At 47.8% G+C, this 25,911-nt stretch carries 21 protein-coding genes; 5 read left to right on the top strand and 16 right to left on the bottom strand.

What is annotated here, in order from left to right; all coding sequences use genetic code 11:
• Positions 1-94: 94 nt before the first annotated feature.
• From NDI48_04365 to cofH, 3 genes are all read right to left on the bottom strand, one after another.
• On the bottom strand, positions 95-3,805 hold the full coding sequence (locus NDI48_04365; GenBank protein ID MEP0830439.1) for a tetratricopeptide repeat protein: 3,711 nt from the start codon (positions 3,803-3,805) through the stop codon (positions 95-97).
• A gap of 255 nt (positions 3,806-4,060) precedes the next feature.
• Entirely contained in the window at positions 4,061-4,207 is a 147-nt protein-coding gene (locus tag NDI48_04360; GenBank protein MEP0830438.1) for a DNA-binding protein, read from the bottom strand.
• A 344-nt stretch (positions 4,208-4,551) separates the two neighbouring features.
• Positions 4,552-5,718: a 7,8-didemethyl-8-hydroxy-5-deazariboflavin synthase subunit CofH gene (gene cofH / locus NDI48_04355; GenBank protein MEP0830437.1), complete on the bottom strand. Its 1,167-nt coding sequence runs from the start codon at positions 5,716-5,718 to the stop codon at positions 4,552-4,554.
• Positions 5,719-6,384: 666 nt separating this feature from the next.
• Between cofH and NDI48_04350 the strand changes: the two genes are divergently transcribed.
• The gene (locus NDI48_04350; protein ID MEP0830436.1) at positions 6,385-6,714 is read left to right on the top strand and encodes a hypothetical protein; all 330 of its coding nucleotides are present in this window, start codon (positions 6,385-6,387) and stop codon (positions 6,712-6,714) included.
• A 269-nt stretch (positions 6,715-6,983) separates the two neighbouring features.
• On the opposite strand, the gene NDI48_04345 is transcribed toward NDI48_04350, so the two are convergent.
• The gene (locus tag NDI48_04345; protein MEP0830435.1) at positions 6,984-7,685 is read right to left on the bottom strand and encodes a TVP38/TMEM64 family protein; all 702 of its coding nucleotides are present in this window, start codon (positions 7,683-7,685) and stop codon (positions 6,984-6,986) included.
• 1,027 nt (positions 7,686-8,712) lie between these two features.
• On the opposite strand from NDI48_04345, the gene NDI48_04340 reads away from it, so the two are divergent.
• Both NDI48_04340 and NDI48_04335 read left to right on the top strand, forming a co-directional pair.
• Positions 8,713-10,002: a glycosyltransferase gene (locus NDI48_04340; protein MEP0830434.1), complete on the top strand. Its 1,290-nt coding sequence runs from the start codon at positions 8,713-8,715 to the stop codon at positions 10,000-10,002.
• An 8-nt stretch (positions 10,003-10,010) separates the two neighbouring features.
• The gene (locus NDI48_04335) at positions 10,011-11,972 is read left to right on the top strand and encodes a glycosyltransferase family 39 protein (protein ID MEP0830433.1); all 1,962 of its coding nucleotides are present in this window, start codon (positions 10,011-10,013) and stop codon (positions 11,970-11,972) included.
• 106 nt (positions 11,973-12,078) lie between these two features.
• Here NDI48_04335 and NDI48_04330 read toward each other — a convergent pair whose 3' ends face one another.
• Genes NDI48_04330 through NDI48_04320 form a run of 3 tightly spaced genes read right to left on the bottom strand, consistent with a single transcriptional unit; the run spans position 12,079 to position 14,573 of the window.
• Positions 12,079-12,726, bottom strand: coding sequence for a hypothetical protein (locus NDI48_04330; GenBank protein ID MEP0830432.1), 648 nt, complete (start codon positions 12,724-12,726; stop codon positions 12,079-12,081).
• Positions 12,727-12,779: 53 nt separating this feature from the next.
• Entirely contained in the window at positions 12,780-13,217 is a 438-nt protein-coding gene (locus NDI48_04325; GenBank protein ID MEP0830431.1) for a hypothetical protein, read from the bottom strand.
• 18 nt (positions 13,218-13,235) lie between these two features.
• The gene (locus NDI48_04320) at positions 13,236-14,573 is read right to left on the bottom strand and encodes a hypothetical protein (GenBank protein MEP0830430.1); all 1,338 of its coding nucleotides are present in this window, start codon (positions 14,571-14,573) and stop codon (positions 13,236-13,238) included.
• 415 nt (positions 14,574-14,988) lie between these two features.
• On the opposite strand from NDI48_04320, the gene NDI48_04315 reads away from it, so the two are divergent.
• A complete protein-coding gene (locus NDI48_04315) occupies positions 14,989-15,375 on the top strand; it encodes a GNAT family N-acetyltransferase (protein ID MEP0830429.1) in 387 nt (128 codons plus the stop codon).
• Positions 15,376-15,442: 67 nt separating this feature from the next.
• Here the strand turns inward: NDI48_04315 and NDI48_04310 are convergent, their stop codons facing one another.
• From NDI48_04310 to NDI48_04280, 7 genes are all read right to left on the bottom strand, one after another.
• Positions 15,443-16,390 carry a hypothetical protein gene (locus NDI48_04310; protein ID MEP0830428.1) on the bottom strand — a complete coding sequence of 316 codons (948 nt, stop codon included), beginning with the start codon at positions 16,388-16,390 and terminating at the stop codon, positions 15,443-15,445.
• 127 nt (positions 16,391-16,517) lie between these two features.
• Positions 16,518-17,594, bottom strand: coding sequence for a magnesium-protoporphyrin IX monomethyl ester (oxidative) cyclase (acsF, locus tag NDI48_04305; protein ID MEP0830427.1), 1,077 nt, complete (start codon positions 17,592-17,594; stop codon positions 16,518-16,520).
• Positions 17,595-17,819: 225 nt separating this feature from the next.
• Entirely contained in the window at positions 17,820-18,575 is a 756-nt protein-coding gene (locus tag NDI48_04300) for a DUF2996 domain-containing protein (GenBank protein MEP0830426.1), read from the bottom strand.
• A gap of 380 nt (positions 18,576-18,955) precedes the next feature.
• Positions 18,956-19,231 carry a MoaD/ThiS family protein gene (locus tag NDI48_04295; GenBank protein ID MEP0830425.1) on the bottom strand — a complete coding sequence of 92 codons (276 nt, stop codon included), beginning with the start codon at positions 19,229-19,231 and terminating at the stop codon, positions 18,956-18,958.
• Positions 19,232-19,356: 125 nt separating this feature from the next.
• Positions 19,357-20,661 (bottom strand): threonine synthase, encoded by a 1,305-nt coding sequence (gene thrC, locus NDI48_04290; GenBank protein MEP0830424.1) that lies wholly within the window; start codon positions 20,659-20,661, stop codon positions 19,357-19,359.
• Between the two features lie 99 nt (positions 20,662-20,760).
• Positions 20,761-21,240: an antibiotic biosynthesis monooxygenase gene (locus NDI48_04285; protein MEP0830423.1), complete on the bottom strand. Its 480-nt coding sequence runs from the start codon at positions 21,238-21,240 to the stop codon at positions 20,761-20,763.
• A 119-nt stretch (positions 21,241-21,359) separates the two neighbouring features.
• The gene (locus NDI48_04280; GenBank protein ID MEP0830422.1) at positions 21,360-21,620 is read right to left on the bottom strand and encodes a MoaD/ThiS family protein; all 261 of its coding nucleotides are present in this window, start codon (positions 21,618-21,620) and stop codon (positions 21,360-21,362) included.
• A 103-nt stretch (positions 21,621-21,723) separates the two neighbouring features.
• Here NDI48_04280 and NDI48_04275 point away from each other — a divergent pair, with 103 nt between their 5' ends.
• Positions 21,724-23,136 carry a cytochrome P450 gene (locus NDI48_04275; protein ID MEP0830421.1) on the top strand — a complete coding sequence of 471 codons (1,413 nt, stop codon included), beginning with the start codon at positions 21,724-21,726 and terminating at the stop codon, positions 23,134-23,136.
• Here NDI48_04275 and NDI48_04270 read toward each other — a convergent pair.
• Together NDI48_04270 and NDI48_04265 are read right to left on the bottom strand one after the other, a co-directional pair.
• Positions 23,133-24,395 carry an SPFH domain-containing protein gene (locus tag NDI48_04270; protein ID MEP0830420.1) on the bottom strand — a complete coding sequence of 421 codons (1,263 nt, stop codon included), beginning with the start codon at positions 24,393-24,395 and terminating at the stop codon, positions 23,133-23,135. The genes NDI48_04275 and NDI48_04270 overlap by 4 nt on opposite strands.
• 90 nt (positions 24,396-24,485) lie before the next feature.
• Entirely contained in the window at positions 24,486-25,889 is a 1,404-nt protein-coding gene (locus tag NDI48_04265; protein ID MEP0830419.1) for a flotillin family protein, read from the bottom strand.
• Positions 25,890-25,911 lie beyond the last annotated feature (22 nt).

Here is a 25,911-nt window from a genome sequence, read left to right as displayed (position 1 = left end):
TTTAGTAGGCAGTGCCATTGCCAATTTACCAGTGGATCGCTCTCAATGATTGCTGAATTCTTGAACCTCTAGTTCAGTTTCTGGTGAAAGATGCTCACTCAGCTTCACCAATGAGTGTGAATGCAGCCCAGTCTTTGGGGTTGGGGTGTTTTTTCAGGGTTGTCAGCATAGCGCTTCGCAGTGCTTGGGCTTTATCGGGGTTCTGCTGAAGATTCTTATAAAACTCGGTCATCAAGAAGGCAGTGGGCGCATCCGGTACTGACCAGAGGGAAACAATCACACTAGGTACACCGGCTGTAATCAATGAGCGAGACAATCCGATGATGCCATCGCCAGTAATTTTGCCGTTACCAGTATCGCAAGCACTCAAAACGACTAATTCCGCATTCAGTTTCAGATTGAGGATTTCTTCAGTTGTCAGTAGACCGTTATCTTGTCCCGAAGGCGCGAGGGCGACAGCACCCGCACCGGGTAAGCCCAGAAATATTTTTAAGTAATCCAATAATCCGTGAGTTGCCAGATGAATCACCCGTGCCTGGGACATCTTTTGTACAACTGCGGCTTTCGTTGCTCCGTTTCCTATAATCGCTTGGGTATTGAATAGAGTTGCAATTTCAGTCGCTTCCTGTTGAGACCCTGGTAAGCTAGGCAGTTGTTCAGGCGGTTTGCCAATCGCAGGTGAAACACGAGGCATAGTCGGATTACCTACCACTAACACATCCTTAGCTTCGCCTGGAACGTATTGCCGTCGCTGACGGGTAAACTCTAGCACTTGAATGGCAGGAGCGGTAAGAATGGTGTGTTTTTCAATTAGGTATTTACTAGAGGCATCTAGCAAAGCTGGGAAGGGAACGAGAAACAGCGTATTTTGTGGAATGAAGACGACACGAGCATTTGGATCAGTGGGCAGGAGGTCGGCAATGGGGTCAATCAGGAGTTGATGAAGTTGCTGTAAGCGATTGGTTTGGCTTTCTTCATCAACTCTGGCAACAGCTCCCAAACCCCGTCCTCTAACACCGATAGATTCACGACTGTCGAAAACAAGACCTCTAATAGTTGTATTTTGTTGCTGCCATAGAGGTTTGAGGTCAGTTTTACGGAATGTAACTTCACCTGTGGGTTTGATTACCCAAATATAGAGTTCTGATTCCTTGGTTTGTACTTTACCTCCAACTTTGAATTCATCACTAATAATCGAATATTCAACAAGGGTAGCGTTTTGCTCCTTAGCAATTTGTTGAATTTGTGGGAGAGATGGTGCAGCGATAGTAGATTCAGTAGTTGATGGGGTATAGCGATTTGCCAATAACTCCACAAAGGCTCTCGCTCTACCCCGCTCGGCTATTTCCAAAGCTTCGTTGGTTTTGTTCTGAGCGATGAGGGCTTGTTGCAGCAAGCTGTAGGTGTAAGCTTGTCCCTCAAAGATTGACACCTTGAAGGCATCATTCTTGCCCAATCTCTCCCGTAGAGTTTCCCCTACCTTGATTCCAGTAAGGAGGATGTTTTCGGCTTCCCTGAGATTGCCAGATTTAAGGAGACTATATCCTAGATAGTTTAGAGTCCTCCATTCCCCACCCTTGCTGCCAATTTCACGCAAAATTGCCAAACTCTGCTGGTGGTAATCAATCGCTTTAGCATAGTTTCCCAGGCTACTGTAAGCCAGTCCCAATTCGCCCAGGGCACTCCCCTCCTCTAGGCGGGCTTTGATTTCGCGTGCGATTACTAAACTCTGCTGGTAGTAATCAATCGCTTTGGCGTAGTCTCCCAGGACAAGGTAAGCCCTTCCCAGGTTGATCAGGGTATTTCCCTCCCCTCCTCTGTCTTTGAGACCCTTTGCGATCGCCAAGCTCTGCTGGAAGTAATTAATCGCGTTGGCATGGTTTCCCAGTTGAAGGGAAGTGTCTCCCAGATTGAGCAGGGCAGCCCCCTCCCCTTTTCGGTCTTTGATTTCCCGCGCTATCTCCAAAGTCGCCTGGTAGTGAAAAATTGCTTTGATATTGTCTCCCAGGTTACGGTAAGCCAGTCCCTGATTGTTCAGGACACTCATCTCTCCTTGGCGGTCTTTCAGGGAGCGTGCGATCGCTAAACTCTGCTGGTAGTAGTCAATCGCTTTGGCGTAGTCTCCTAGGTTAAGGTAAGTATTTCCCAGATTGCTTAGGGCACTCCCCTCCCCTTTTCGGTCTTTGATTTCCCGCATGAGCGCCAAACTCTGCTGGAGGTAATCAATTGCTTTGGTGTAGTCTCCCATGGATCTGTAAGCGACTCCCAGATCGTTGAGGGCATTCCTCTCTGGTTGGCGGTCTTTGAGGGAGCGTGTGATGATTAAACTCTGCTGGTAGTAATCAATTCCTTTACCGTAGTCTTCCAGGTTAATGTAAGCCAGTCCTAAATTGCTTAGGGCATTTCTCTCTTGTTGGCGGTTCTTGAGTTCGCGTGCGATTACTAAACTCTGCTGGAGGTAATCAATTGCTTTGCCGTAGTCTCCCAGCCGAAGGTAAGACAGCCCCAGATTGTTCAGGGATGTTGCCTCCCCGCTTGGGTCTTTGATACCTTGTGAGATTGCCAAAGTCTGCTGATAGTAATCAATCGCTTTGAGATAATCTCCTCTGGCATGGTAAGTACTTCCCAGATTGCCCAGAACATTCATCTCTCCTTGGCGATCGCTGGTTTCTCGATAGATAGTTAGCGCCTGTTGCCAAGATTGTAATGCTGCCTCAAATTGATTCGTGTTTAACTGTTGTGTACCTTGTCCTAGCAGTCGGTAAGCTTCTGCTTTCCGGGGAGTATTTTGAAGTTGAGCCAAGGATAAAAGTTTCTGAGCTGCCTCCTCCAATTGAGGGTTCTTGGTTTCCTGTGCGATCGCTAAACTTTGTTGTAAGAGCGGGGTAGCGCGTGAAATGTCTTTGAGTCCAAGGTAAGCAGTAGCCAAGCCCACCAGAGCCTTTCCTTCACCCAGACGGCTTTTAATTTCTCGGCAGATAAGCAGTGCCTTTTGGAAAGACTGCAATGCCGCCTCGAACTGATTGCTGTTTAGCTGCTGGGTACCCAGATCAGTCAGTCGCTCTGCTTCTACTGCCTGAGGAGCCACGGATAGAAGTTTCTGAACTGCCTCCTCTAATTGGCGGTTTTTGGTTTCCTGTGCGATCGCTAAAGCCTGTTGCAAAAATGAGGTAGCACGTGAGATGTCCTTTAGTCCCATGTAAGCCGCACCCAAACCCACCAAAGCCTTTGCCTCACCCAGACGGCTTTTGATTTCTCGGTAGATAGGCAGTGCCTGTTGGAAAGACTGTAATGCTGCCTCAAATTGATTCGTGTTTAGCTGCTGTGTACCGAGTTCAGCCAGTCGCTCTGCTTCTACTATCCGGGGAGCCAAGGATAAGAGTTTCTGAACTACCGCCTCCAGTTGGGGGTTTTTTATTTCCTGTGCGATCTGCGCTTCGCAGCAGCGCTTCGCTATCGCTAAACTTTGTTGTAGAAACGGGGTAGCGCGTGAGATGTCTTTGAGTCCAATGTAAGCACCACCCAAGCACGCTAAAGCCTTTGCCTCACCTAAATGGTCTTTGATTTCTCGGTAGACAGGTAGTACCTGTTGGCAAGACTGTAATGCTGCCTGGAACTGATTGGTTTTTAACACCTGCTCAGTGCCTTGCTGTAACAGTCGGTCTGCTTCTGCTTTTCGGGCGTCTGTTGTCTGCGCCAAGACTCGCTTTGTCGAAAATGGTACTGGAAAACTAGGAGTGATAGGTATCGAGACAGTGGCGGTGAGTACGAAAAGGAAGGTGAGACCAATTTTCTGGAGATGCATCGGAGATAAAGGCGCTGGGATACTTCGTCATCTATATCTCTCATATTTCAGAGCTTATGCAGGACGCGAATCAGTTATCTAGCCTGTTCTCTGCCAGATCAATAAAATTATAGAAACGCCTTACATACCACGCTTAAAAAGACCTGGCAATCTCAATCCGACCATCTCACCGTTCCAGAAGATTCAGTCTTACATGACATCTAGAAGCTGAAAGCCACCGTACTTTAGTCAGTGGATGAAAGCAACAACCCGACTTTAGTCGCCTACAGCTTTTTCTTTCAAAGTTTTGATGTATTCCCGTAGCACCTCTGCCATTGAAATATCTCTGTTTTGAGCATAAACTCTTAACCATTCGTATTCTTGTTCGTTCACATTAAATTGAATTTTCCTTTCCCTTGCCATAACTCTAATTTTGGAGTATATATTAGAGTATACAGGGAAAGGTAAATAACCTGTCTAAAAACCCAGTAGTCGAGAGACAACGCACCTTGACAACTGAAGGGTATTGGGTTCCGTGCAGAAAAGCTTGTGCGGATAAAACCTTTAAGCACCAAGTACCAGAGAACCAATTTTTTTCAGGTTTGAACTGTACCTGGGGGCACCAGGAAACAGGACTCTGAAATGGGTCGAACGCTCAGGGAGAGAAGCGCCTCTGGCAGGCAGCGGAAACTATGTTTGGTAAGCGCACTCAATGAACTGAGAATCTCCTGACTTTAGCGCAAGCGGAGTCGGGAGAGTGTCAAAAATTAACCTACCCCTTCAACTGCAACTTGATGCATCGCCAGATATCGATAGAGTGTATCTCGCTGCTGGTAAGGACGCCCTAAAGAACTAATTGCCTGCTGCAACGTTTCCACCTCCATACAAGTGCCCCCCTTAGCCCCTGCCATTGAGGTGATATGCTCTTCCATCAAGGTTCCACCAATATCATTACAGCCCCATTTGAGGGCTTCTGTCGCCCCATCCAAACCCAATTTCACCCAACTGGGTTGATGATTGCCAATCCAGTTACCCAAGAAAATCCGAGCAACGGCTGTGAGCAAGAGGGCATCTTCTAAAACGGGTTGATCTCGTCCAACGCGGCGGCGTAGGGGTTTGGGGGCTTCTTGGCCCACGAAAGGCAGAAGGATAAATTCGGTAATATTACTGAGATAGCCCCGATCGCGAGCGATTTGTTGGAGCGATCGCAATTTCTCTAAATGCTCCATCTGCTGTTCAGGCGTTTCAATGTGTCCTGAAAGCATCGTACTCGTGGTTGGCATTCCTAAGCGATGCGCCGTTCCCACAATCTCTAACCAGGTGGCTGTGTTCGTCTTCTGTGGGCACAAAATCCGCCGCACCCGATCATCTAAAATTTCCGCTGCCGTTCCTGGCATGGAACCCACACCCGCTTCTTGTAGCGCCGCAATCACTTCGGCGTAGCTGTGTCCATCATGATCGGCAATAAACTGTACTTCTTGGGGTGAAAAGGCGTGTAAGTGCAGGTGAGGAGCTACCTCCTTAATAGCTTTAACCAACTGCTGGTAATAAGGCAAAAAGGCACCATTGATTTTTGCCTCTGGGTTCAATCCTCCCTGCATACATATTTCCGTAGCCCCTCGCTGCACAGCGTCCCTTGTCTTTTCCTGGATTTGCCCCCAGTTGAGCCAATACGCACCGTCTTCATTGGCATCACGACGGAAGGCACAGAAGCTACAGTGCTGTTCACAAATATTGGTGAAGTTGATATTGCGATTGATCACATAAGTGACAGTATCGCCCACTTGCCGTTGACGTAGCTGATCGGCTGTCTGGCGAATGGCTGCGATCGCTTGCGATTCGGTTTGTTTGAGGAGCAAAACCCCATCTTCTGGGGATAAGTCTTCACCCGCTAAGGCACGGTTCAGAATAGGATCAACGGTTTTAGTAATCACGGCGCATCCGAAAAAACCAGGTCATATCATTTGAGATTTGGGATTTTCAAAGCTTCGTCAGTAGGTAGTTTCAGAACTTGAAATATGACAGCTCTCAACCCAAATGGTATCACTCATTTTAATTTTTACAAAGAATAGTCATTCTGACTCCGACAGAAAACCTCACAAGCTAACATACAGGCATTTTTGGCATGAACAATTTGCTGAGAATCTTGGGGTATGGGCATATTTCCCACCTCAGCCCTACAAGTTAAATGCAAAAGAGTTTATTTTTTAACCCTTAACTCGAAAGTATGAATTCCGTAGATTCACCTAAGTTGAGAATTTACCTACAAAATGCGGATATCTTTATATTTTGGAGAAATAATAATAGCAAAAATCTTACTATATATAGTTTTTAGAGTTTGAGAGTCTTTTTGTACGGTAAGACTTTTTCCACACAATTCAACACTTATGAATATTCTCCGACGAAAGTCACAAAACAGCAGTGATATCATCGATGAATAAGAGTGATTTAAATAGTTGAATTTATCCTAGTCAGGGTAAAAAAACTACGTATATTTACGGAAATACGCATATTTACGCAGAAAACTTACGCAGCTTGGCGTAGGCAGTTTCAACCCGAAAGAAACCATACTAGATGTAATGAGTGCTACAGAAAACAGAATGATGCAAAGAACAGTCGCCCCCTTAAACCAGCCCAAATCTCAGTATGCTTTTGAGATGTCAGGAAATTTTTACCAACAATTAGGGAGCCTTTCCAGCACAACCATCTCTCTTCAGTACGGCCCGAATAGCTTTTTGACCTTCAAAGTTTATGAAGCTAGCGAAGGAATGATCCTGCGCCAAGGAGTTGAACCAATGGCGATTCAATGTCTGATTCGCGGCACTACCTATAAATTGACCCGCGAACATTTATACCAGCTCAGCAACCGTGAACTCAGTGAGTTACTCAACCACTTAGGCATTCAAGACCAGCAATTCAGCCTTGATTAGGTAGCTCCCGGGGATACAAAGATGAATTCCTTATGGATGCAAGGAAGCTTTTCACCAGCTTGAATAAAGGAATAGTACAAGCTTCTAGCTACTGAAAAGTACAAAGTGCTAGAAGCTCTTCAATAGAGTACTTACGTAAATACTGATTGGTAGATTAGGCTATCCTTACCCTAGGAGAATATTAGAGTCTGAAAGGTAAATTCGCCAAAAATTGACTTATTTATAACGGTCTATTTTTTAAGATATATTCCCTTCATTTCAGAGTTATCTTACTGAATATCTTCTTGCTCTGTTTGTTCCTCCATTTCTCGGAGAGCCTGTTGAGGCGACTGGCGGCGACGTCGATACCAATTAGCTCCGCCCACCAGAAGCCCTGTTAACGCCAATGCTCCCATTAACGGCAAATAATCGCCAGTTCTCCTTGCTTGTAAGCCGGAACTTCCTATCATCACGAAAGGTAAGACGCCTGGAACTGTGCCCATCACTGTGCCGAGAAAGTAGTCTCGGAAACGAATCGAGGTCAAACCCGCCGCAAAATTCACCAAACCATAGGGAATCATCGGCAGTAGCCGGATCGCAAACATATAAAACAAACCACCCTGACGCATTTCAGCATCCATCGCTTGCCAGGGTCCGGCTAACCTTCGAGATCGAACAATTGTTTCTCGTCCCACCGTGCGGGTAAAGGCAAACGACACCACCGCCGCAATGATTGCCGCAATAGTGGTCCAAAGTGTACCTAGCCAAAGACCAAAAATTGCCCCGCCTGTGAGATTGAGTGGCGTTGAAGGCAATATCAATAGGGTTGCCACTATATAGAGAGCAATATAGATAATGGGTGCCCAAATCCCTGCCTGATTAAGCCATACCTGAAGTTGTTGGGGGTCAATACCCCCCAGAAAATATACTGCTAATCCTGTTACCACAATGCAGAAGACGATGAGCAGGAAAATACCGCTTTTGACGTTCAAAACAACACTCCTACACTCTCAACATCTTCAAAAATCAGAGTTTTGTTAGTCACGATTTTGCTTTGGTTAGCCTGCTGGGGTATTAGGGCTTGGAATTACATCAGTTGCTCAGCCACTCTCAAAGAGAGCATAACCTATCTTAATCGGGGACGTTGAGGGGCGATAGTACGGCGTCCATAATCTCCGATTGGCTCGTATACCAAATCCGACTTGTAGACCCCTTTTTTCAGCGTCTAAACAATCTCTCCCCCACTCCTTTGGGAAATAAGGGGGTGATCGAAACGGATTGGGTATTAGAGGATGTCAATGACTCCTAATGTTAATCATAAGAGCCGAAACAGTTAGTGTATTGTGGCAGAAGTTTTTGACCCCCACTATCAAGAGGGGGAGTGGGGCTGGAAATCAGACGAGGATGGGAGCGGCGATGAAAGTGAGGATGGGAGAGATTTTTGTGGGTCAGTGATTTCTGCCATGCTCAACTAAGAGAGTCACTTCAGTAAAACATTGGGTGTGTCTAGGAAACTCGCGGTCAAGGGTTTTGGGTCTTGAGTGTCAGCAGAGGGTATTTTGCTCAAGAGGTAGTAGAAATTCTGTCACAGGAGACGGTCTCATTTGACGGCTTACTACTAGGGTTTACGACAAAAGAGAGAAGGGAATAGCCATCGCAGCCTGTAACATAAAACCTTTGACTGAAGGGTTAATTCAAACAGAAAAGAGATTTTAGACAGGTTCAATGTTGTGTTTTGATCCCCTGATCCGGCTGATGAATGGATGCATCAATGGCAAAAGTAACCTTACCCAAAATAGACTCGGTTTTGTTGAGCGTCAGAACATGGGACTCCATGGGTTAGAAAAAAATCTTAGGTTCATGGCACCATAAACCCCGCTCAGCCTTTACTCTGAACAAAGAAAGACTTTCTCGATTGCTGCGATCGCCCCGCCGGGGGCAGTACCATCGGCAATCGTGCTTTACTTGTGATTTCCAGAAGACCTCAAATCCCTGTGCGTAACCCTTGAGATGTGCTGAATGAGTACCAACCAACTTCACTCCCTGCTACCCGTTCCCTCAGGCTCGTTGCAAATTCCCGCTTCTGCATTTACCCCATCAGAAGGCGATGATTCTCTGGAGTCACCCCTGAGGGTGAAGCGGAGTTATGGCATAGACACTAGGCCGATCATTCCTATCGGGCTAGGGAATAGCCCGATTCTTTTGTCGATGGTGATTCCAACCTACAACGAGAGTAACAATATTCAGCTTCTCGTTCAGCGCCTTAGCCAGTTGTTAGATAACGTCATTCCAGGAGCTTACGAACTCATTGTCGTGGATGACAATAGCCCTGATCTCACCTGGGAAATCGCGACAGCGCTGATGCCAGAGTATCCACAACTCCGAGTCATGCGCCGGATTGAGGAGCGAGGGCTGTCTACCGCCGTCATTCGCGGTTGGCAGGCGGCACGAGGAGAGGTTTTGGGCGTGATTGATGCCGACCTCCAGCATCCTCCGGAGTTGTTATTGAAGCTATGGGGAGAAATTGCGCGGGGAGGCGATTTAGCGGTTGCCAGTCGCAATGTGGACGGTGGAGGTGTCAGCGATTGGAGCCCGATCCGGCGGTTTTTATCTCGTGGGGCGCAAACTTTGGGGTTAATTATTCTCCCGGAGGTGATCGGTCGTGTCTCTGATCCCATGAGTGGCTACTTTATGGTACGCCGCAGTTGTATTGCCGATCGCACCCTAAGTCCACTGGGCTACAAAATTCTCATTGAGGTGATTGCCAGAGGAAAGGTGCCCTGGATTGGGGAAGTGGGCTATGTCTTCCAAGAACGTCAAGCGGGTGAGAGTAAAGTAACAGCAAAACAATATGTAGATTATCTGCGCCACCTACTCCGCTTGCGACTTTCTCTAGGACCTATCGCCCGATTTTTCCGGTTCGGTATCGTTGGTTTGAGTGGAGTGTTTGTGGATATGGCAATCCTTTACCTGCTCAGTGACCCCACTACCCTAGGTTTGCCACTGACCCGTAGTAAAATCATCGCCTCAGAATTTGCAATTATCAACAATTTTTTGTGGAATGATTTTTGGACGTTTGCTGATATTTCCCGTCGTCAGCCCGGATTTCGTCAACGATTGGAACGGCTATTGAAGTTTAATGTGATTTGCCTTTCCGGATTGATTATTAATGTTTTGCTGTTAAATTTCCTGTTTAATGTTTTTGGGATCAATCGATATGTAGCCAATCTAATTGCGATCGCCGCTGTTACGCTTTGGAACTTTTGGCTCAATCTGAAGCTCAGTTGGCGTGTCACCGATGTCAATTGAGGTAACTTTTGTTGAAAACTTTCCTTTCGTCGCGCTGGTTCCACCCACTGCTGTTGTTGGTGTGGATGGTCATTGGTGCAGGCTTACGCTTTCTTGCGCTCACGGGAAAGCCACCTTGGACTGATGAGTTTGCCACTCTCGTGTTTAGCTTGGGCAATAGTTTTCAACCGGTACCCCTCGACCAGGCCATGCCTCTGGCGACTCTCTTGCAGCCCCTACAACCCAACCCATCGGTGGGGGCGTCGCAGGTAATTCATCGCTTAGTTACAGAAGACCACCATCCTCCCCTCTATTTTGTGCTGGCTCACTGGTGGATGCAGTTGTTCCCCAACTCAGGCGGGTATGTTTCCCTGTGGGCGGCGCGATCGCTTCCTGCCCTTTTGGGTGTGGTATCCATTCCAGCGGTTTATGGCTTGGGCTGGTTAGCCTTTCGCTCATGCTTGGTGGCTCAACTAGCAGCCGCCATGATGGCGGTTTCACCCTATGGCGTCTTTCTCACCCAAGAAGCTCGTCATTATGGTTTAGGGATTCTCTGGGTGATTGCCTCGTTATGTTGCCTGGTGATTGCCGTACAACATCTCCAACGTCGGACGCCTCTACCCATAGGGGTAGCTTTCTGCTGGGTGGTGGTTAATGCCTTAGGCATGGCCACCCACTACTTTTTTTGCCTCACGCTCTGTGCCGAAGCGATCGCTCTCGTCGGATTTTGGTTTCTGGGCAGTCCCTTGGCTCCAAGAGTAGGAAAAGGATTTCCCATTCCCAATTGCCTTTGGTTGCGAATTTACGCTGTCGCGGCTGGTACAGGGGTGGGCTGTTTAGTTTGGGTACCCGTATGGCGGATGAGTTACGACTCTCAGATGACTCAATGGATTATGAGCGACGAGCGCAGCCTGTTAGCCTTGCTCAACCCCATCTTTCAGTCGCTGGCGGCTTGGATTACGATGCTAGCGTTACTGCCTGTAGAGTCGCCAAGACTCCTAGTGGTCATTACCTCTGGACTGGTGATGCTGATATTTTTCGTCTGGGCTGTGCCTATTGTTTATCGGGGATTTAAAGCTCAATTAGAACTGCCGCAGACTCGCTGGACAACTGGGATTTTAGCGGGCTTTGTTTTAGGTGCGATCGCGCTATTTTTCGGGATTACCTATGGCCTAGGTACGGATCTGACACGAGGGGCACGATATAACTTTGTTTACTTCCCTGGCGTCATCGTCCTGTTGGGAGCCGCACTCGCCATCACTTGGAATACGCCTAAAAGAGGGAAATCCTCTGCATTTAAAAAGGACAATCCCACCTCACACCTCCTAGAAGGGGAATGGAAAGATCAGGAACTAGCAACAAAACAGGAGTGGAAAAGTTTCACGCTCACAGAGTCAGAGAAATTCTCCTCATCCCCCCACTCTCCAGTCCCTTGGAGAAGCACGGGTAAAGTCGCAGTTGCACTGATCTGGTTGATGGGTTTTTTCAGCGGCATCACCGTCATCAGCAATTTAGGTTATCAAAAATACTACCGTCCTGACCTTTTGGTGCCTGTGATTCAAAAAGCATCTTCAGCACCAATACTTATGGCTACAACCCACAATACCCTCGTCCAAACGGGTGAAATGATGGGGCTGGCTTGGGAGTTCAAACGTGCTACGGATGTCCAAAAGTCACGCCTTAAGCCACAGTTTCTTTTGGCACATCAAGCACAAGAACAATGTGTGATGGTCGAGGAAAGCGCCAACGCCCAAGACACAGAACCGGGAGAAGAGATAGCCTGTCGTGCCTCTACAACGTTGGGAAAAGCGCTCGCCCAACTCCCGCGTCCTTTAGATTTATGGCTCGTAAATTTCAAAGCTCCACTCGTCCCAGAACCCCCCAACTGTTTTGCAGAGGATATCACCCAATACCAGAGTTCCGTCAATGGCTACACGACTCGACTGTATCACTGTCTGGCTGAAGATTCTCAATCTGCCCAGAACCTTTAACCGAGGGGGAGAAAAACAAGTATGATTAATTTTCCATAGAAAAAGACGGTTTGTGCCAGCCACAAACCGTCTGTTAAGGGTTAGTTTTCGCGACTTCGTTCAAGTCTTAGCTAACGGGTGGACATCCCACCTCGATTAGATAACCGCCCGCTTCAATCACAAAGTCATCAAAGTCATCATCTTTGCCGGGGGCTTGGGGTAATCCATCATCATCCCAGGCAATACGGCTACCGACAGCTCCGCCGCGATCGCCAGAGCTTAAGCTGCCATCAAATACGGCGGCTAGGCTACTAGAAGACAACACTGTACGTCTGGTTTGACCTGTGGGACTCACAGATTCTAGGTAGAAAGCATAACGTTTATTGGCTTGAAACGTGAACTCAGTCAACTGATTTTGTACGGTTCCGCCCTGAACTGTCCCCACAAAATCTAGAGACGTGCCAATGTTGTTTTGACCCGGAGAGCGCGTCTGAGACTGTCCTGTGCCAAACTGATCGTAGGGTTTGCTCTCACTAAACAGGACTTGAACCGGTTGACCGGTTTCGAGATCGAGGATACCTAGGCTTGATTGATAGGCTCCGTGGGACTCTTTGAATTCAAATTCAACGGTGGTATCGACAGGGAACTGGATCACCTGATTCCCAAAGGAGTCCTGAGCTTGGACGGGTGCTGCAAAGGAACCAAACACTCCTGATGCCATGGCTCCAATTAATAACCCAAGCCCAGCCGTGCGCTTACGCTTGATCTGTCTCATTGTCTTGTTACTTCTCCTCAACTTACAGAATTGTTGTTTAATCGATCAAGAAATTACCAACTGGCGAAGTCTGATCGGGAGACGGTGCGTTGAGCTTGTTCGACTGTGGCTCTCAAGCTTTCCGCTTCGGCTCGTAATTGTTCTAGCTGCCGACAAGCAACGGGAACTTCGGCAGTTTCACCAGAAGGGCGTCGGGAAAAGCGGCGAGTCGTCGGGGCGCTTTGCTCGATTTGTGTGAGGGCGACATTGCAAGCCTCAAAGGCGGCTTCCGATTCCCGATTCACCCGTGAAATGTTCTCCAGTAAATTTGGATCGAACTGACCATCTGTACCCAGCATGGGTGGTATGTTGTTCCAAATGTTGGTTCCCGATATGTCGGAAAAGCTACCAAAGCTACTAGGAACTTTTTGGGCTTGTGCAGAAGGAGCCATTAGCCCTCCCGCGACAACGGATAGACTGACAACCCAAGCGAGCGATTTCATGGCGTTCATGTGATGTACTCCTCTTCCTTAAAACCGAAATGCGGTTCCAGCGCCTAAGACAAATCGTGGTGCGTCACCCGCACCCACAAGGTCGCGCACGGCTGGGGTAATGACAAAGGGAATGTTCCTGAAGGGGGCGATGGAAACACCTAATCCTAGGTCTGTCCCTGTCCACTCAGCAATAAAACTAACTGGTCGGGCAACCCGGACGGCCATATTCCCGAACACGTTAACGTTATTGTCACCGGCTTTTACCGCACCGTTGGAGCGGAACTGTCCATCTCCCACACCCACGGTGAACGCAACGCGGCTGAAGGGTTTATTCAAGGAATCTTGGGTGCGGAAAACCTTGGTAATTACCCCATATTTCGACTGTTCAAAGTCGTTGCGACCGATATTTACCAAGCCATTTCCACCGATCGCCGCCGATAGGTCTTGCCCTAACCGACGGTGCAGTTTGGCATTAAAGCCACCTTCACCGAAGGAGTCATTGGTGGTTTCAAAGGTATAGGATAGCTCGACACCAACGGCTTTATCCGCATCGCCTAAGCCAACGCCAATACCGCCAGTACCAACAGAACCTTCATCATCTTCTGTTGTGTCTCGCACGGTGGGTTGATACGTACCGCCGAGAAATACGGTGTTTTTATCAGCACCATATCCCACAGGGATATAGATACTCAGGGCTGGCGACGCGCCATATTCTTCCGGCAGTTCTGGCACCGTCAGTTTAGGAACAGCGGTGGGACGAGGACAGCGACGGGCTGCTCCTTGGGCAATCTGAGTGCCGCTAGAATTAGCCATCGCGATGCAATTAGCCCCCGCTTCGGGTTTAGCATCGGCAACCAACTGGCGGGTGTTCGTGGTGGATGGCTGGGCAACCTTTGCATCTGGACGAAGTACCTCAGCATTGGAGATAACTGTCCCGTTCTCCCTCTGGGATATGAGGGAAGACTGGTCGTTTAGGGTGCTATCAACTCCAGACGGGTAGACATTGGGAGTCGATAACTTGGTGACGTTGGTATCCGCTTTAAGGGCTTGAGCCTGTGGTTTTTGGGCTAAGGTTTCTACTTGCCCCACAACTGCTGCTTTGGTAGTCTGAGCAGGTGCAGAAGGCTCCAAAGAAACTTCTCTTTTAGAGTCGATCGCCTCTGACTGTATAGTAATAGGGACGGCTTGCCCTTGATCGAGTTTGGCAGTGACTTCCGTTTCCTTGGAAGTAACACTAGAAGTTTCACTGGTTGCCTCAGAAACTACGGATTTCTGGGCAGACTCTTCGGATGTTATACTGTCACTTGCTTGGGCTGTTAGTCCACCAGCTAAGAGAACAGTTAAAGTACAGAAAGCAACGGTAGGAAAGCGCATAAATTCCTCTCGCAGAACTCACACCACTTCGTGCGCGAAGTAGCTTTTTCCAAATCAGGTTTTGGCTTTCGCCTTAGTCACTGATACAATCTTACAGGCGCAGATCCGGATTGAATAGTTCCTGAGGCTTCTCAGCTTCACAGAAGCCTCATAATTGAGTGGTTTGTGTAAATCAAATCCATCTATCTTTCCGGTGTGCGATCACCGTTGCGATTTGAGGCGTGTCGGTACGAAGGGTAACTAGAGGAACGTCTTTCACCTACCTTACTCTTGCACCTCATGGGCGACCTAGTGGAAACTTGATATAGAGGCACAGAGGAAATACACCACTCGATGCGGCTAACGTCTTCTTTTGTCTCTCATTACTGATTATCTATCGAAGCCATCGAAATTCTACTTTGAATGGATTAGGTTCATGAATAGTTCCACCATGAAAGTATCGATTAAAGCTTTTGAACGAACTAGCGGTATTCCCGGAGAAGTTCGGTATGAGTTGTCCCAAGGAGACATTCTGATTGGTATTGCCTCAATTTCGACAACGCCAGAATCTTACTTTCTCCACTTTATTACTGTGATGCCAGATGATCGAGGAAAGGGATATGGTTCGCTCATGCTGCAAACCATCTGCGACAGATTTAATGATAAACCCATCCACTTAGAACTTGATGCCTCTAGTCCCTTAGGAGTCGATAAGTTGAGAGCGTGGTACGAAAAGCATGGGTTTGTTTATCTGGGTGGTGAGAATATGGTGCGAGATGCATCTCCCCTTTGCAAACACTTCAAGCCACTATGGTCTCATTGAGAAAGGGCACGACATTGTCGTGCCCCTACGATAATGATATAAACAAAGACGGTAGCATTAGGAATTGTTACGGCATCCACTCCAAAACAATCCCTACCCGACTATCTTTGTCTTCCCGTGAATTTTGCTTCTGAATATCGGTAGACAAGCGCAAATTTTGGGTCACAGCATAACCAAAAGAAAGTGTTGTCATGCCCACTTCATCCCGACTCCCTGGTGAGACAAAACTCTGAGTTAATGACACATCTGCCGCCCCTGTGCGAGATAACGCTAACATTAACCGCGCCCCAACATTGACGCCCTCGGTTGAGAAGTTACCCGTTGTCAGATTCCGATAACCTACCTGTGGCGCGACATTCACATAACTCCCCAACGGGAATACATAGTAACGTAAATCGGTGCCGAAGGATTCACGTTTCCCATTAAATGAACGTTGATAATCTCCACTCATTGTTAAGCCAGTGCGACCAATAAACACATCTTCCACACCCACGTTAAACCCCGCCGCCTGTCCAGTCGAGGGAAATTGGGAGTAACCTAACCGCACGCGAGTGCGAAAACTGGGTTCATGGCGAATCTCTTGCAAAACATTTGGCACCTGACGCAACCAGCGTTGTAAAACGGGGCTATTTTCCCTAATTTCTGGTTTTAAATCCAATTCCTGTGCGCTTGGTTGAGGCGTTGTTTCTGGCTGAGGGGTTGTCTGTGTTTGACTCAGTTTTTGGACTGCCCCCCTAGCCTCCTCATTCTCACTAAAGCTCCGGCTGGGTAAGGGGGAAATAAGAGGTGGAAATTGGCTTTCCCTATACATAAAAGTTTCTTCTTGCACTCCCCCCTTAGTAAGGGGGGTAGGGGGGGTAAGGAGGGAAACAGAGGAGTCAAAAACAAAACTTCCTTCTGGCACTTCCCCCTTAGCAAGGGGGGTGGGGAGGGTAAGAGGAGACGCAGGGGAATCAACAACAATTGAGGAGGTTGTTTCTGCCCAAACCGGTGCATCTGTCAAAAACAAACCCATACCTAACAAGCACCATATCCATCTCAATCTCATCCCGTCTCCTTTCGCATCAACGTATGTTCATAAAAAAAAGCGGTTCTACCACATGCAGAACCGCCGAAATCACAAGTTAGCGGAGCAAACTTTATTAGCGGGCAACCCCTTGTAGAGAAGCCGTCTCAATGGGCTTCATTAGGTATAACCGCAGGAACTGCCAACCATTTGAGACGTAGAGAGGCAGTTTTTGGAAGAATTGTAAGAATTTAGGCGTGTTGGAAGATGCGATCGCACCTAGTTTCTCATTATTCTTGATGCAAATTTCCAGGCGATCGTAAAACTCCGCCTTATCCACATCCAGAATCACCGGAAACACCCGTGCTGCTGTTTCGTTCGTCTTCTCAATCACATACTTATCATACTCACGGGCATCTAAGCCTAAACTGGCGTAGAAGTCAGCCCTTTGGATGTCGTTGAGATACATCGTCGCAAACACCGACAACAAGAAGAACCGACTCCACAGCTTCGCCTTCCAATCATTGAGAAACTGAGGCTGAGCCTTCATAATGGCATCAAAGAAATCACCATGACGGTTCTCATCCTGACACCAGTTTTCAAAGAATCGGAAAATGGGATAAATCCGATCTTCGGGGTGCTTCTCCAGGTGACGGTAAATAGTGATGTAGCGCCAGTAACCAATCTTCTCCGAGAGGTAAGTGGCGTAGAAAATAAACTTGGGCTTAAAGAAGGTGTACTTGTGATTCTTAGTGAGGAATCCCAAATCCAGCGACAGGTTGAAATCTGACATCGCCTTGTTAAGGAACCCTGCATGACGTGCCTCATCGCGAGACATCAGGGTAAAGCACTCAGCCAAAAGGGGATTTTTGTCTTTTAAACGGCGTCCCAGTTCTTTGTAGAGTAAGAAACCGGAAAACTCTGCCGTACAGGAGCGTTCTAAAAACTCAACGAACAATTGGCGGGTTTCCCCATCAATGTGATCCCAGGACTGCTCAAACTCGGCATCCCGAACAAAATGGTGACGATTGTAATCCGTGCGGAACTCTTCGAGGATGGCTAAAAGCTCGTCCTCATTGGGCGAGAGATCCATCCGCGCCATTTCTTCAAAGTCGGTTGTGTAGAACCGGGGCGTCAGTAGGGTTTCCTTCGCCGGGACTTTCACCCCTGGTCGTATTTCTTCAAAGCCTGGTTTTTTAAGAGAATCTACCATTTCAAAAGCTGTTGTTTTGTTTGCTTATGATTCTGTATTGAGTGGGGTGGCGATATGTACGTGTTTTGATGCACGCCTATACTGAGCTGCTTTTAGAGTCTACCAAGGTCTGGGTTAGTGAAAAACGCCGATTAGGTTAAGAGTTACAACACTTTTTCAACTTTTGTGACATTTTCGGATTTTTTCTGTCCAGACCACTAGGCATACGCCTTACTGTAGAAACCCCTAATTCCACGCTAGCCACTTCTGAGCGTTCAGTCGTTGGATCGTGTAAAACACCAGCAAGTCTAGCGTCACTTTACGTTCATCAATCATGAAAGACTCTAAAATACTGGCCTTAGCGCCATTTGTGGCACAGGAGAACGCTTTCTGTTTGTTGATATCCTCATCCGGGAAATAAACACTGAATTGACGTTGTCCGCTTTGCCAGTTTCCCCTTACCTGCCAGCAGCCACCATTTTGACTTAAGCCAGACATCTGGATTTTGTCCTTGACAAATGTCACCTCTAAATCTTTAACGCCTTGTTCAGCCAAGGCACTCTTCAAGGCTGGTAAATATTCTTGCTCGATAAATTCATTGAAGGGCTTATCTTCAGGTGCTGGCGGCTTCTCTTTCTTGGCTTTTGCGCCTGCTGCTGGCTTGTCTCCTGCCGCTGCTGGCTTTTTCGCCGCCGGCTTTTTACCAGTTTCGTCTTCAGCAGTCTTAGCCGACTCTTCAACAGAGGTTTGACTGGTGGTTTGGCTGTTTTCACCTACAGCCGTCGGTTTATCCCCAGTCGCGTTGGGGTTGACATCTGGATTTGCGGCTGTAGGATCGGGGGCGTTAGCGGAGGGAAAATCCGTTGCCTGGGGTTCATCCGAACTTGGAGCATGTTCGATCGATTCGGCTGGAGTTCCCGATTCTCCAGCGTTCGGATTGGGAGAAGGAGATGTAACTTCTGCTACCTCTGCCTCTGGCTGAGGACTTTTTTCTTCTGCCATAGCTCAAGTGTTCCTTATCTCTAGATCTGGGCGATCGCTTCGTTTTGGGTCTTTATATATTTCTCTTTAATATTGACACAGGATGTTCAACTAAAAGCTGAAGTATGAACTCTGTGTTCACTGAGATTAGATTAAACTAATTCCTTCCTTGATGTAAGTGTAAGTTGTCTAATTTTCCTTCTTAACTCTTTCCCCTTACAAAATCAATAAAGGGGCACGACATTGCCGTGCCCCTTCTCAATTAAAACTACCCGAAGAAAGGTATCGCTTATCTTTGGGACGGAAGGGAGTCATAACTCCCAATTCCGAAAAGAATCCTACCGATTGATTGGAGTCTAGCTGAACGGATATATGAACCGTTAGTGAACCTTTTGTTGAGTTCAACCACCTGCCACAGCCGGCACAATGCTCACTTCATCGCCATCTTTGAGAGGTGTATCGGTACCTTCTAAGAATCGGATGTCTTCGCTGTTCACATAGAAGTTCAAAAAGCGACGCGGCTTACCGTTCTCATCACACAGGCGGGATTTAATCCCAGGACAATTACTTTCCATGGACTCAATCAACTCAGCCACACTGTTGCCAGTGCAGTCGAGAGAAGACTGGTTGTTGGTAAATTTTTGCAGAGCAGTAGGAATCAGAACTGTTATAGCCATAGACTCGTTATTGTTTGTTGGTAGTTGTGGTTAATCATGAGAGCTGTCAGAATTTTGGGTGACAACTCTCGCCTGAGGCACCCTAAGTTTTAGTCAAGAGGCACCGCCCCTACCCCAGTTAAAACTTAAATCAGAACTTGTTGCCATTCTAGGCGGTCGAGGGTATGCGAACGCTCTAATGCCCGCTCAAAACTATCCAACTTCGGCTCAATCGTCAAGGGTTCCCCAATGTAGCCTTGAATGGCTTCTTGAGTTTTCAAACCGTTGCCCGTGATGTAAACCACTGTCGTTTCATCGGGATCAATTTTCCCAGCTTCTACCAATTTCTTCAACACAGCGATTGTCGTGCCACCTGCGGTTTCGGTGAAGATGCCTTCAGTTTCCGCCAACAGCTTCATCCCTTCCACAATTTCTGCATCGCTGACGGATTCAATATTGCCACCGGTTTTTTGGGCAATGTCCACCGCGTACACGCCATCCGCCGGGTTGCCAATGGCAATCGACTTAGCAATGGTGTTGGGCTTAACCGGGGTGACAAAGTCCCGTCCTTCCCGGAACGCTTGAGCGATGGGGGAACAGCCGTCTGCCTGTGCGCCACTGAAGCGGACTTTTTTATCGTCAACCAAACCCACTTGAATGAATTCTTGGAAGCCCTTGTAGATTTTGGTGAATAGGGAACCCGAAGCTAGAGGGGCAACGATGTGATCCGGTAGCTTCCAGCCTAATTGTTCAGCCACTTCATAGCCCAGGGTTTTAGAGCCTTCGGAGTAGTAAGGACGCAGGTTGATATTGACAAATCCCCAACCATGTGTATTGGCAACTTCACAACAGAGGCGGTTGACTTGGTCATAGTTGCCTTCCACAGCCATAACGGTGGGGCTGTAGATTAGGGTACCGAGAACTTTACCCGCTTCTAAATCGGCGGGGATGAAGACGCAACAATCCAGACCGGCGTGAGCTGCGATCGCAGCTGTAGAATTAGCTAAGTTACCCGTGCTAGCACAGGATACCGTCGAGAAACCAAGTTCTTTCGCTCTAGTCAGAGCAACGGACACCACCCTATCTTTGAAGCTGAGGGTGGGCATGTTAACGGCATCATTCTTGATATAGAGGTTTTTCAGACCCAGGCGTCGTGCCAAGCGGTTCGATTTCACTAAGGGCGTCATACCTGTACCCACATCAATGGGGTTATCGGTCATGACGGGTAGGAAAGGACGATAGCGCCAAATTGAATTCGGGCCAGCCTGAATCGTTTCGCGGGTTACATGACGGCGGAGGGCGTCGTAGTCATAGCTTACTTCCAGGGGACCAAAACACTCTTCACAAACGTGTATGGCTTGGGGTTCGTACTCTGTCCCACATTCTTTACATTTGAGGGCTTTAAATGTGGCAGATGTCTGTTGTGTCTGGTGCTGGGTCGCCTGGGTCATGGCTGCAATCCTCTGTAGTCCGTTAGAGCCGTCAACAATCGTCTGATAGTAACACGGGTTACAAACCGCGTCAAACATACCCGACTTTTTTTGTCGGGTTTATTTTTCGTAGAGTTTCCCCTGATGCGAGTTCCTCGTCTCTATTGGTGTTGTTTTGGGACGTAACACTAATCCTTTAGATGACGAGGGTTTGGGGATATCTCGCTGAAGATGAGCTGGAGAGGCGTGAGCTAATCTAGTCGGAAAACCTTCTGCCACCATGCGGCGGTGAACCTCGTCCCAATTCGGGAGGGTACGGTTTTCTTGTAGCCAGTGAACCACAGACGCTTCATCACACCAATCCTGAATACGCGGCATCACGCTGCGGTGTGCGCCTGAATTGCGATACATCTTCATTGCCGCCTGTTCCTCCCAAGCGGTTATTGTCCAAAACGTTTGGTTCGCGTCTCTCAAAAGCTGCCCTCCCACAAATCCAGGAGTGTTGGTACTCTGCCTTGCCGTCAGCCAAACATTCCATAAGAACAGTGGCAGGAATAGAGGCGATCGCACACGTAGACGTGTCACTGAAATAAACGTCATGGAAGACTTCTCCTGGAAATATAGTTTAATATTCAATTAATTTACTAATATGTAGTATAATATTCAATTAATTGAATAAAATGGCAATTTCCTAATCAGTCGCTACGACCAGAAGCTGTTCAGCCACCGCTAACGGGTGGAATTAGTACTACTTCATCGCCATCTTGGAGAATAGTGTCTGACTCAACGAACTGGAGATTGACACCAAAGCGGGTGAGGTTGCGCCACTGAGAGAGTTCTGGGTGTTCGGTGATCAGGGTGTCTAGTACAGCAGATACAGATGTTTGTGGAGGAAATTTCAGCACTAGCTCTGGAACACCGTAGGCTTCTTGGTAGGCGGCGAATAGTTTGACAGTGACACTAACAGAAGATTCAGACATATAACCTTGATAAGGGAGGGATTGCCCCACATTAGCGGGATACACTTAGGGTACGTCTCGATTTGAGTTGAAATCCACAACAAACGGACACAGCTAAATTGTCATGGTGCAACAGATTAGTGAGGTACTTGTACTGGAGGACGGACAAGCGCTGCCTCCAGGGACTACGACTCCACCCCGAAAGCCCAATTGGTATGACACGTTTAGTTACATAGCGAATCCCGATCGCTTCTGCCGCCAAAATCTGGAACAGTATGGCCCCATCTTCAACACAGGCGTTTTTGGTGGCACCACCATCTTTTTGGGCGACGCTAGGGCGATTCAAATGGCGTTTAATGGCGACTTGAAATATACAGAGATTGCCTTGCCAAGCACCACGATGGATATGTTCGGCGAGTACAGTCTGTTTCAGCGCCCTGATTTACATCGCCAGCGTAAAAGTGCGCTGCGTCCTGGACTGACGGGTCAAGCGCTGGATGGATATCTGCCTTATATTAATGATGCGATCGCGCAGGGCATTCACAACTGGCCTACCCCTAGTAAGATGGCGATATACCCAGCCGTAGAACCAATCTGCTTTGACGTACTCGTTCCCTTACTGCTGGGAGTTCGCTTGGATGACGCAAAGCCAGAAACGTTTGAGGGATTGCCTGTATCCTCCAAAGCCGAACTGAAGGCGTTGTATAAAACCTTCTTTGATGGCTTCTATGGCTTATCCAAGTGGAAGTCTTCCTTCACAGCTTACGGTCGAGGATTGAAGGCACGCGCTGCACTGATCGATTTTATGGGTGCAGTTGTGAAAAAGCGGCGGACAGAGGGTAAGGCGATCGACTCCACAGCGGACTTCCTCGCGATGATGTTAGCCAGCCAGCAGGAAAATCCGGATGGAGTATTTAGTGATGCCCTGATTGAAAACCAATGCCTTTTGGAGTTGTGGGCATCACATTACAATATCTCCGGACTGGTGTGTTCGCTCATGTACCAACTCGGAAGCCACCCACAGATAGTACAGAAGCTGCGGGAGGAGCAGACACGGGTGGTAGATGGACAGAGCAACTTCAGCACATTCTCCTCTGCTCATTTGAAGCAGATGGAATTTCTGGAGGTGGCAATCAAGGAGACACTACGCACCTTACCTCCCAGTTCTACCGCTAACCGCCGACTCACCAAATCTGTGGTACTCGATGGCGTACTGTATGAAAAGGGTTGTGTCCTCATTGCAGAGCCGCGCCTTGCCCACATCAGGCCCGAACACTTTCACGAACCAGAGGTATTTGCTCCGGAGCGCTTCCTGCCAGAACGCGGTGAAGGCAAGATGTATGAGTTTATTCCGTTTGGCGGCGGCGTCCATGCGTGTCTAGGGGCACAGATGGCGATGTTGATGACTAAGGTGTTCGCCTCTCATGTACTACGTCGCTTTGACTGGACACTGACGGGTGAGGCTAAGTTTGTGCAGTTTCCCCTCAAGAAGATTAAGGATAATTATCAAATTGACATCAAACTGCGGGGTAATTAACCTTGATGCTGGCTCCCATTGCTAGTCGGTTCACCCCCTGCCAGATGACCAGCAACTTTAGCAATATCCACACCTGTAGTTTGACGTAGCTGCTCTAAGAAAGATGCCATCTTCGTCACATTGCTGCCATTTTGAGCATCAATTACGGTTAAGTTTTGTACCTCCACCTCCGGCACTCCAGCCGCCATTGTTTTGAGTAGGGGTTCGAGCTTCTGCAAGAGGAAGATTTCGCGAGCAGATGCACCTGCTGTCTTCCAAGATTCCGCCAAGTGCTTGGTTCCGGCGGCTTGCGCCTTACCATCTTCCACGATACGCGCCGCATCCCCTCTGGCTTTTGCGATCGCTGTTTTACATTCTGCCTCTGCGGGTGCCACTACATCCGCCTGTAACTGATTTTCTACCTGCTTGATGCGCTCCGTCTGCACTGCCACTTCAGCTTGAACCCGCGCCACTTCTGCTCCCACGACAGACTCTACCTCAGCTACTACCGCCGTCCGCTTGGTGAGCGCATCTCTAACTCTTCGTTCCGCCTCCGCTTTCGCCACTTGTAAATCCCGCTCAATGCGTCTAAGTGCGGTAATGCGATCGTTTTCCGATGCCTGGATAATTGACTCTGCCCTAGCTTTCGCTTCCGCGATTCGTGCATCCCGCAACAATTCTGCCTGCTGCTTGCGTCCAATCGAATCCAGATAGCGAACCTCGTCGGAAATATTCTTGATTTGGAGATTATCCAATACTAAGCCCAGCTTTTCTAAGTCATCTTCAGCTTCTTCTAGCAAGATTTTGGCAAAAGCTATTTTGTCTTCGTTCACCTGTTCAGGTGTCAGGCTGGCTAAGACTCCTCGTAGATTTCCCTCTAGGGTTTCCTTTGCCAACTGTTCGATGTCCTTACGACTTTTGCCTAGCAGACGCTCGATCGCATTATGAATCGTGGGTTCTTCACCAGCAATTTTGATGTTTGCCACCCCTTCTACGGTTAGGGGAATCCCGCCTTTCGAGTAGGCATTGGATACCCGTAGTTCGATAATCATGTTGGTCAAATCCATGCGGAAGGCACGCTCTAACAAGGGGACTTGAATACTGCTACCCCCTTTGACTAAGCGGTATCCGACTTCCTTGCCATCGGCGATTTGGGTACGATTTCCGGCAAAAATTAGCACTTCACTGGGCTGGCAAATGTAGTAAAAGTTGCGAATGACGACGAAACTCGCACCAGCACCAGCACCAAAAATCCCTAGTAGTAAAGCGATGAATTCCATGAGTTTATCCTTAAATTTTTTAATCCAGAGAGACGCAGAGGTTTACGCAAAGGGAGGTTATTAGTCCCATAGATGAGTGGAAACAAAAGTCTAAATATCTCTGTTAATCCCCGGTAAAAGGGATTTCTGGAGATGGCTTTGATTGTTGAGGGTGCCTAGTACATCAATGCCAAGAGTTTTATCAACATTCTTGAGGAACTGAGAAACAATTTCTGGATAAACGTTGACTAAACTGGCTAAAGATTTACCATCGCCGTTGTCAATAACATTCACTTTATCAAGTTGAATTCGCTTGGGAATTTGTACGGCTTCCTGGAGTACCATTTCGATTTGCTGAATCAAGAACAACTCGGAAGCCTCCGTTCCTGTTTCTTGCCAAACTTGGGAGAGGATCTCGTTGACTAAGGCGGCGGCTTTGGCATTTTCTTCCAAGAAGGCGGCATCTCCTCTGGCGCGGAGTTCTTTTGCTTGTCGTTGGGCTTCTGCTGGCAAAACTTCATCCACCTCTAAACGTAAGCGTTCTAACTCGGCTCTAAATGCTTGTAGTACTTGTTCTGCTTTGGCTTTCTTTTCTTTAGCGGCTGCTGTGGTGATTTCTTCTTCTGAGCGAGATTTTTGTTCTAGTTTTGCCTTAATTTTACGGAGTTCGTTCTCTTTTTCTTGAACAATAATCCGATTTTGAGTTTTGGCAACTTCGGCATGTTCTTCGCATTCAGCTTCTATCTGTTCGGCTTCGGCAATTGCATTGGATTCTGCAATCTCAGCATCTCGGATAATTAGAGCAATTTGCCTGCGTCCCAAGGATTTTAGATAGTCTACGTCATCGGAAACACTTTGAATTTTTAAGATATCCAATTGTAACCCCAACTTAGTTAGATCGCGGCTAACATCGGAGGCAATTCGTTCGGCGAAACTCAGACGATCTTCGTTGAGTTCTTCCGGGGTTAGAGTTGCGACAACACCCCGAAGATAACCTTCTAAAGTTTCTCGTGAAACACGGGTAAGTTCTGAGCGATCGCGATCGAGAAATCGTTCGATCGCATTCCCCACTACTGCCGGATCGGTGGAGATTTTCACATTGGCGATCGCCTGGATATTCAGTGGCGTTCCTCCCTTGGCATAGGCATTCTTCACCTCTACCCGTACTGGCATTGTCGTTACGTCCATGCGTTTGATGGTTTCGACAATGGGGATGCGAATGGCTCGTCCCCCAGTTAGTACGCGGTAGCCAATTTCTTGCCCATCTTTGGTACGTCGTTTGCGTCCTGAAAGAATTAATACTTCATTGGGTTTACAGATGCACAAAAAGGATTTAATAAACCAAACAAATACAATAACGCCAAAGATGGAAAGCGCAATGGGGAGACTGCCCCATAGTAGTCCTTCAAAGCCATTTTTTTGATTACTGACGGGGCTGTTTGATGGAACTTGTCCGACTTGTACAACGGCAACATCTTGCTCGAAAAATGAGCTAAATTTTGGTTGAGCATTCATAACTGATTTCTATTAGATATTG

The organism is Microcoleus sp. AS-A8 (assembly GCA_039962225.1).
GTDB lineage: Bacteria > Cyanobacteriota > Cyanobacteriia > Cyanobacteriales > Coleofasciculaceae > Allocoleopsis.
Note: the sequence above shows the minus strand (reverse complement) of the source record. Positions and strands in the feature narration are given on the sequence as shown.

Bases quoted from the DNA above. Each gene is read 5' to 3' on its own strand.
- NDI48_04285 (MEP0830423.1), bottom strand. From the start codon at position 21,240: ATGACGTTTATTTCAGTGACACGTCTACGTGTGCGATCGCCTCTATTC.
- NDI48_04280 (MEP0830422.1), bottom strand. From the start codon at position 21,620: ATGTCTGAATCTTCTGTTAGTGTCACTGTCAAACTATTCGCCGCCTAC.
- NDI48_04340 (MEP0830434.1), top strand. From the start codon at position 8,713: ATGAGTACCAACCAACTTCACTCCCTGCTACCCGTTCCCTCAGGCTCG.
- thrC (MEP0830424.1), bottom strand. From the start codon at position 20,661: ATGACCCAGGCGACCCAGCACCAGACACAACAGACATCTGCCACATTT.
- NDI48_04360 (MEP0830438.1), bottom strand. From the start codon at position 4,207: ATGGCAAGGGAAAGGAAAATTCAATTTAATGTGAACGAACAAGAATAC.
- NDI48_04265 (MEP0830419.1), bottom strand. From the start codon at position 25,889: ATGAATGCTCAACCAAAATTTAGCTCATTTTTCGAGCAAGATGTTGCC.
- NDI48_04310 (MEP0830428.1), bottom strand. From the start codon at position 16,390: ATGGGTTTGTTTTTGACAGATGCACCGGTTTGGGCAGAAACAACCTCC.
- NDI48_04270 (MEP0830420.1), bottom strand. From the start codon at position 24,395: ATGGAATTCATCGCTTTACTACTAGGGATTTTTGGTGCTGGTGCTGGT.
- NDI48_04300 (MEP0830426.1), bottom strand. From the start codon at position 18,575: ATGGCAGAAGAAAAAAGTCCTCAGCCAGAGGCAGAGGTAGCAGAAGTT.
- NDI48_04365 (MEP0830439.1), bottom strand. From the start codon at position 3,805: ATGCATCTCCAGAAAATTGGTCTCACCTTCCTTTTCGTACTCACCGCC.
- NDI48_04315 (MEP0830429.1), top strand. From the start codon at position 14,989: ATGAATAGTTCCACCATGAAAGTATCGATTAAAGCTTTTGAACGAACT.
- acsF (MEP0830427.1), bottom strand. From the start codon at position 17,594: ATGGTAGATTCTCTTAAAAAACCAGGCTTTGAAGAAATACGACCAGGG.
- NDI48_04275 (MEP0830421.1), top strand. From the start codon at position 21,724: ATGGTGCAACAGATTAGTGAGGTACTTGTACTGGAGGACGGACAAGCG.
- NDI48_04325 (MEP0830431.1), bottom strand. From the start codon at position 13,217: ATGAACGCCATGAAATCGCTCGCTTGGGTTGTCAGTCTATCCGTTGTC.
- NDI48_04320 (MEP0830430.1), bottom strand. From the start codon at position 14,573: ATGCGCTTTCCTACCGTTGCTTTCTGTACTTTAACTGTTCTCTTAGCT.
- NDI48_04295 (MEP0830425.1), bottom strand. From the start codon at position 19,231: ATGGCTATAACAGTTCTGATTCCTACTGCTCTGCAAAAATTTACCAAC.
- NDI48_04350 (MEP0830436.1), top strand. From the start codon at position 6,385: ATGATGCAAAGAACAGTCGCCCCCTTAAACCAGCCCAAATCTCAGTAT.
- NDI48_04330 (MEP0830432.1), bottom strand. From the start codon at position 12,726: ATGAGACAGATCAAGCGTAAGCGCACGGCTGGGCTTGGGTTATTAATT.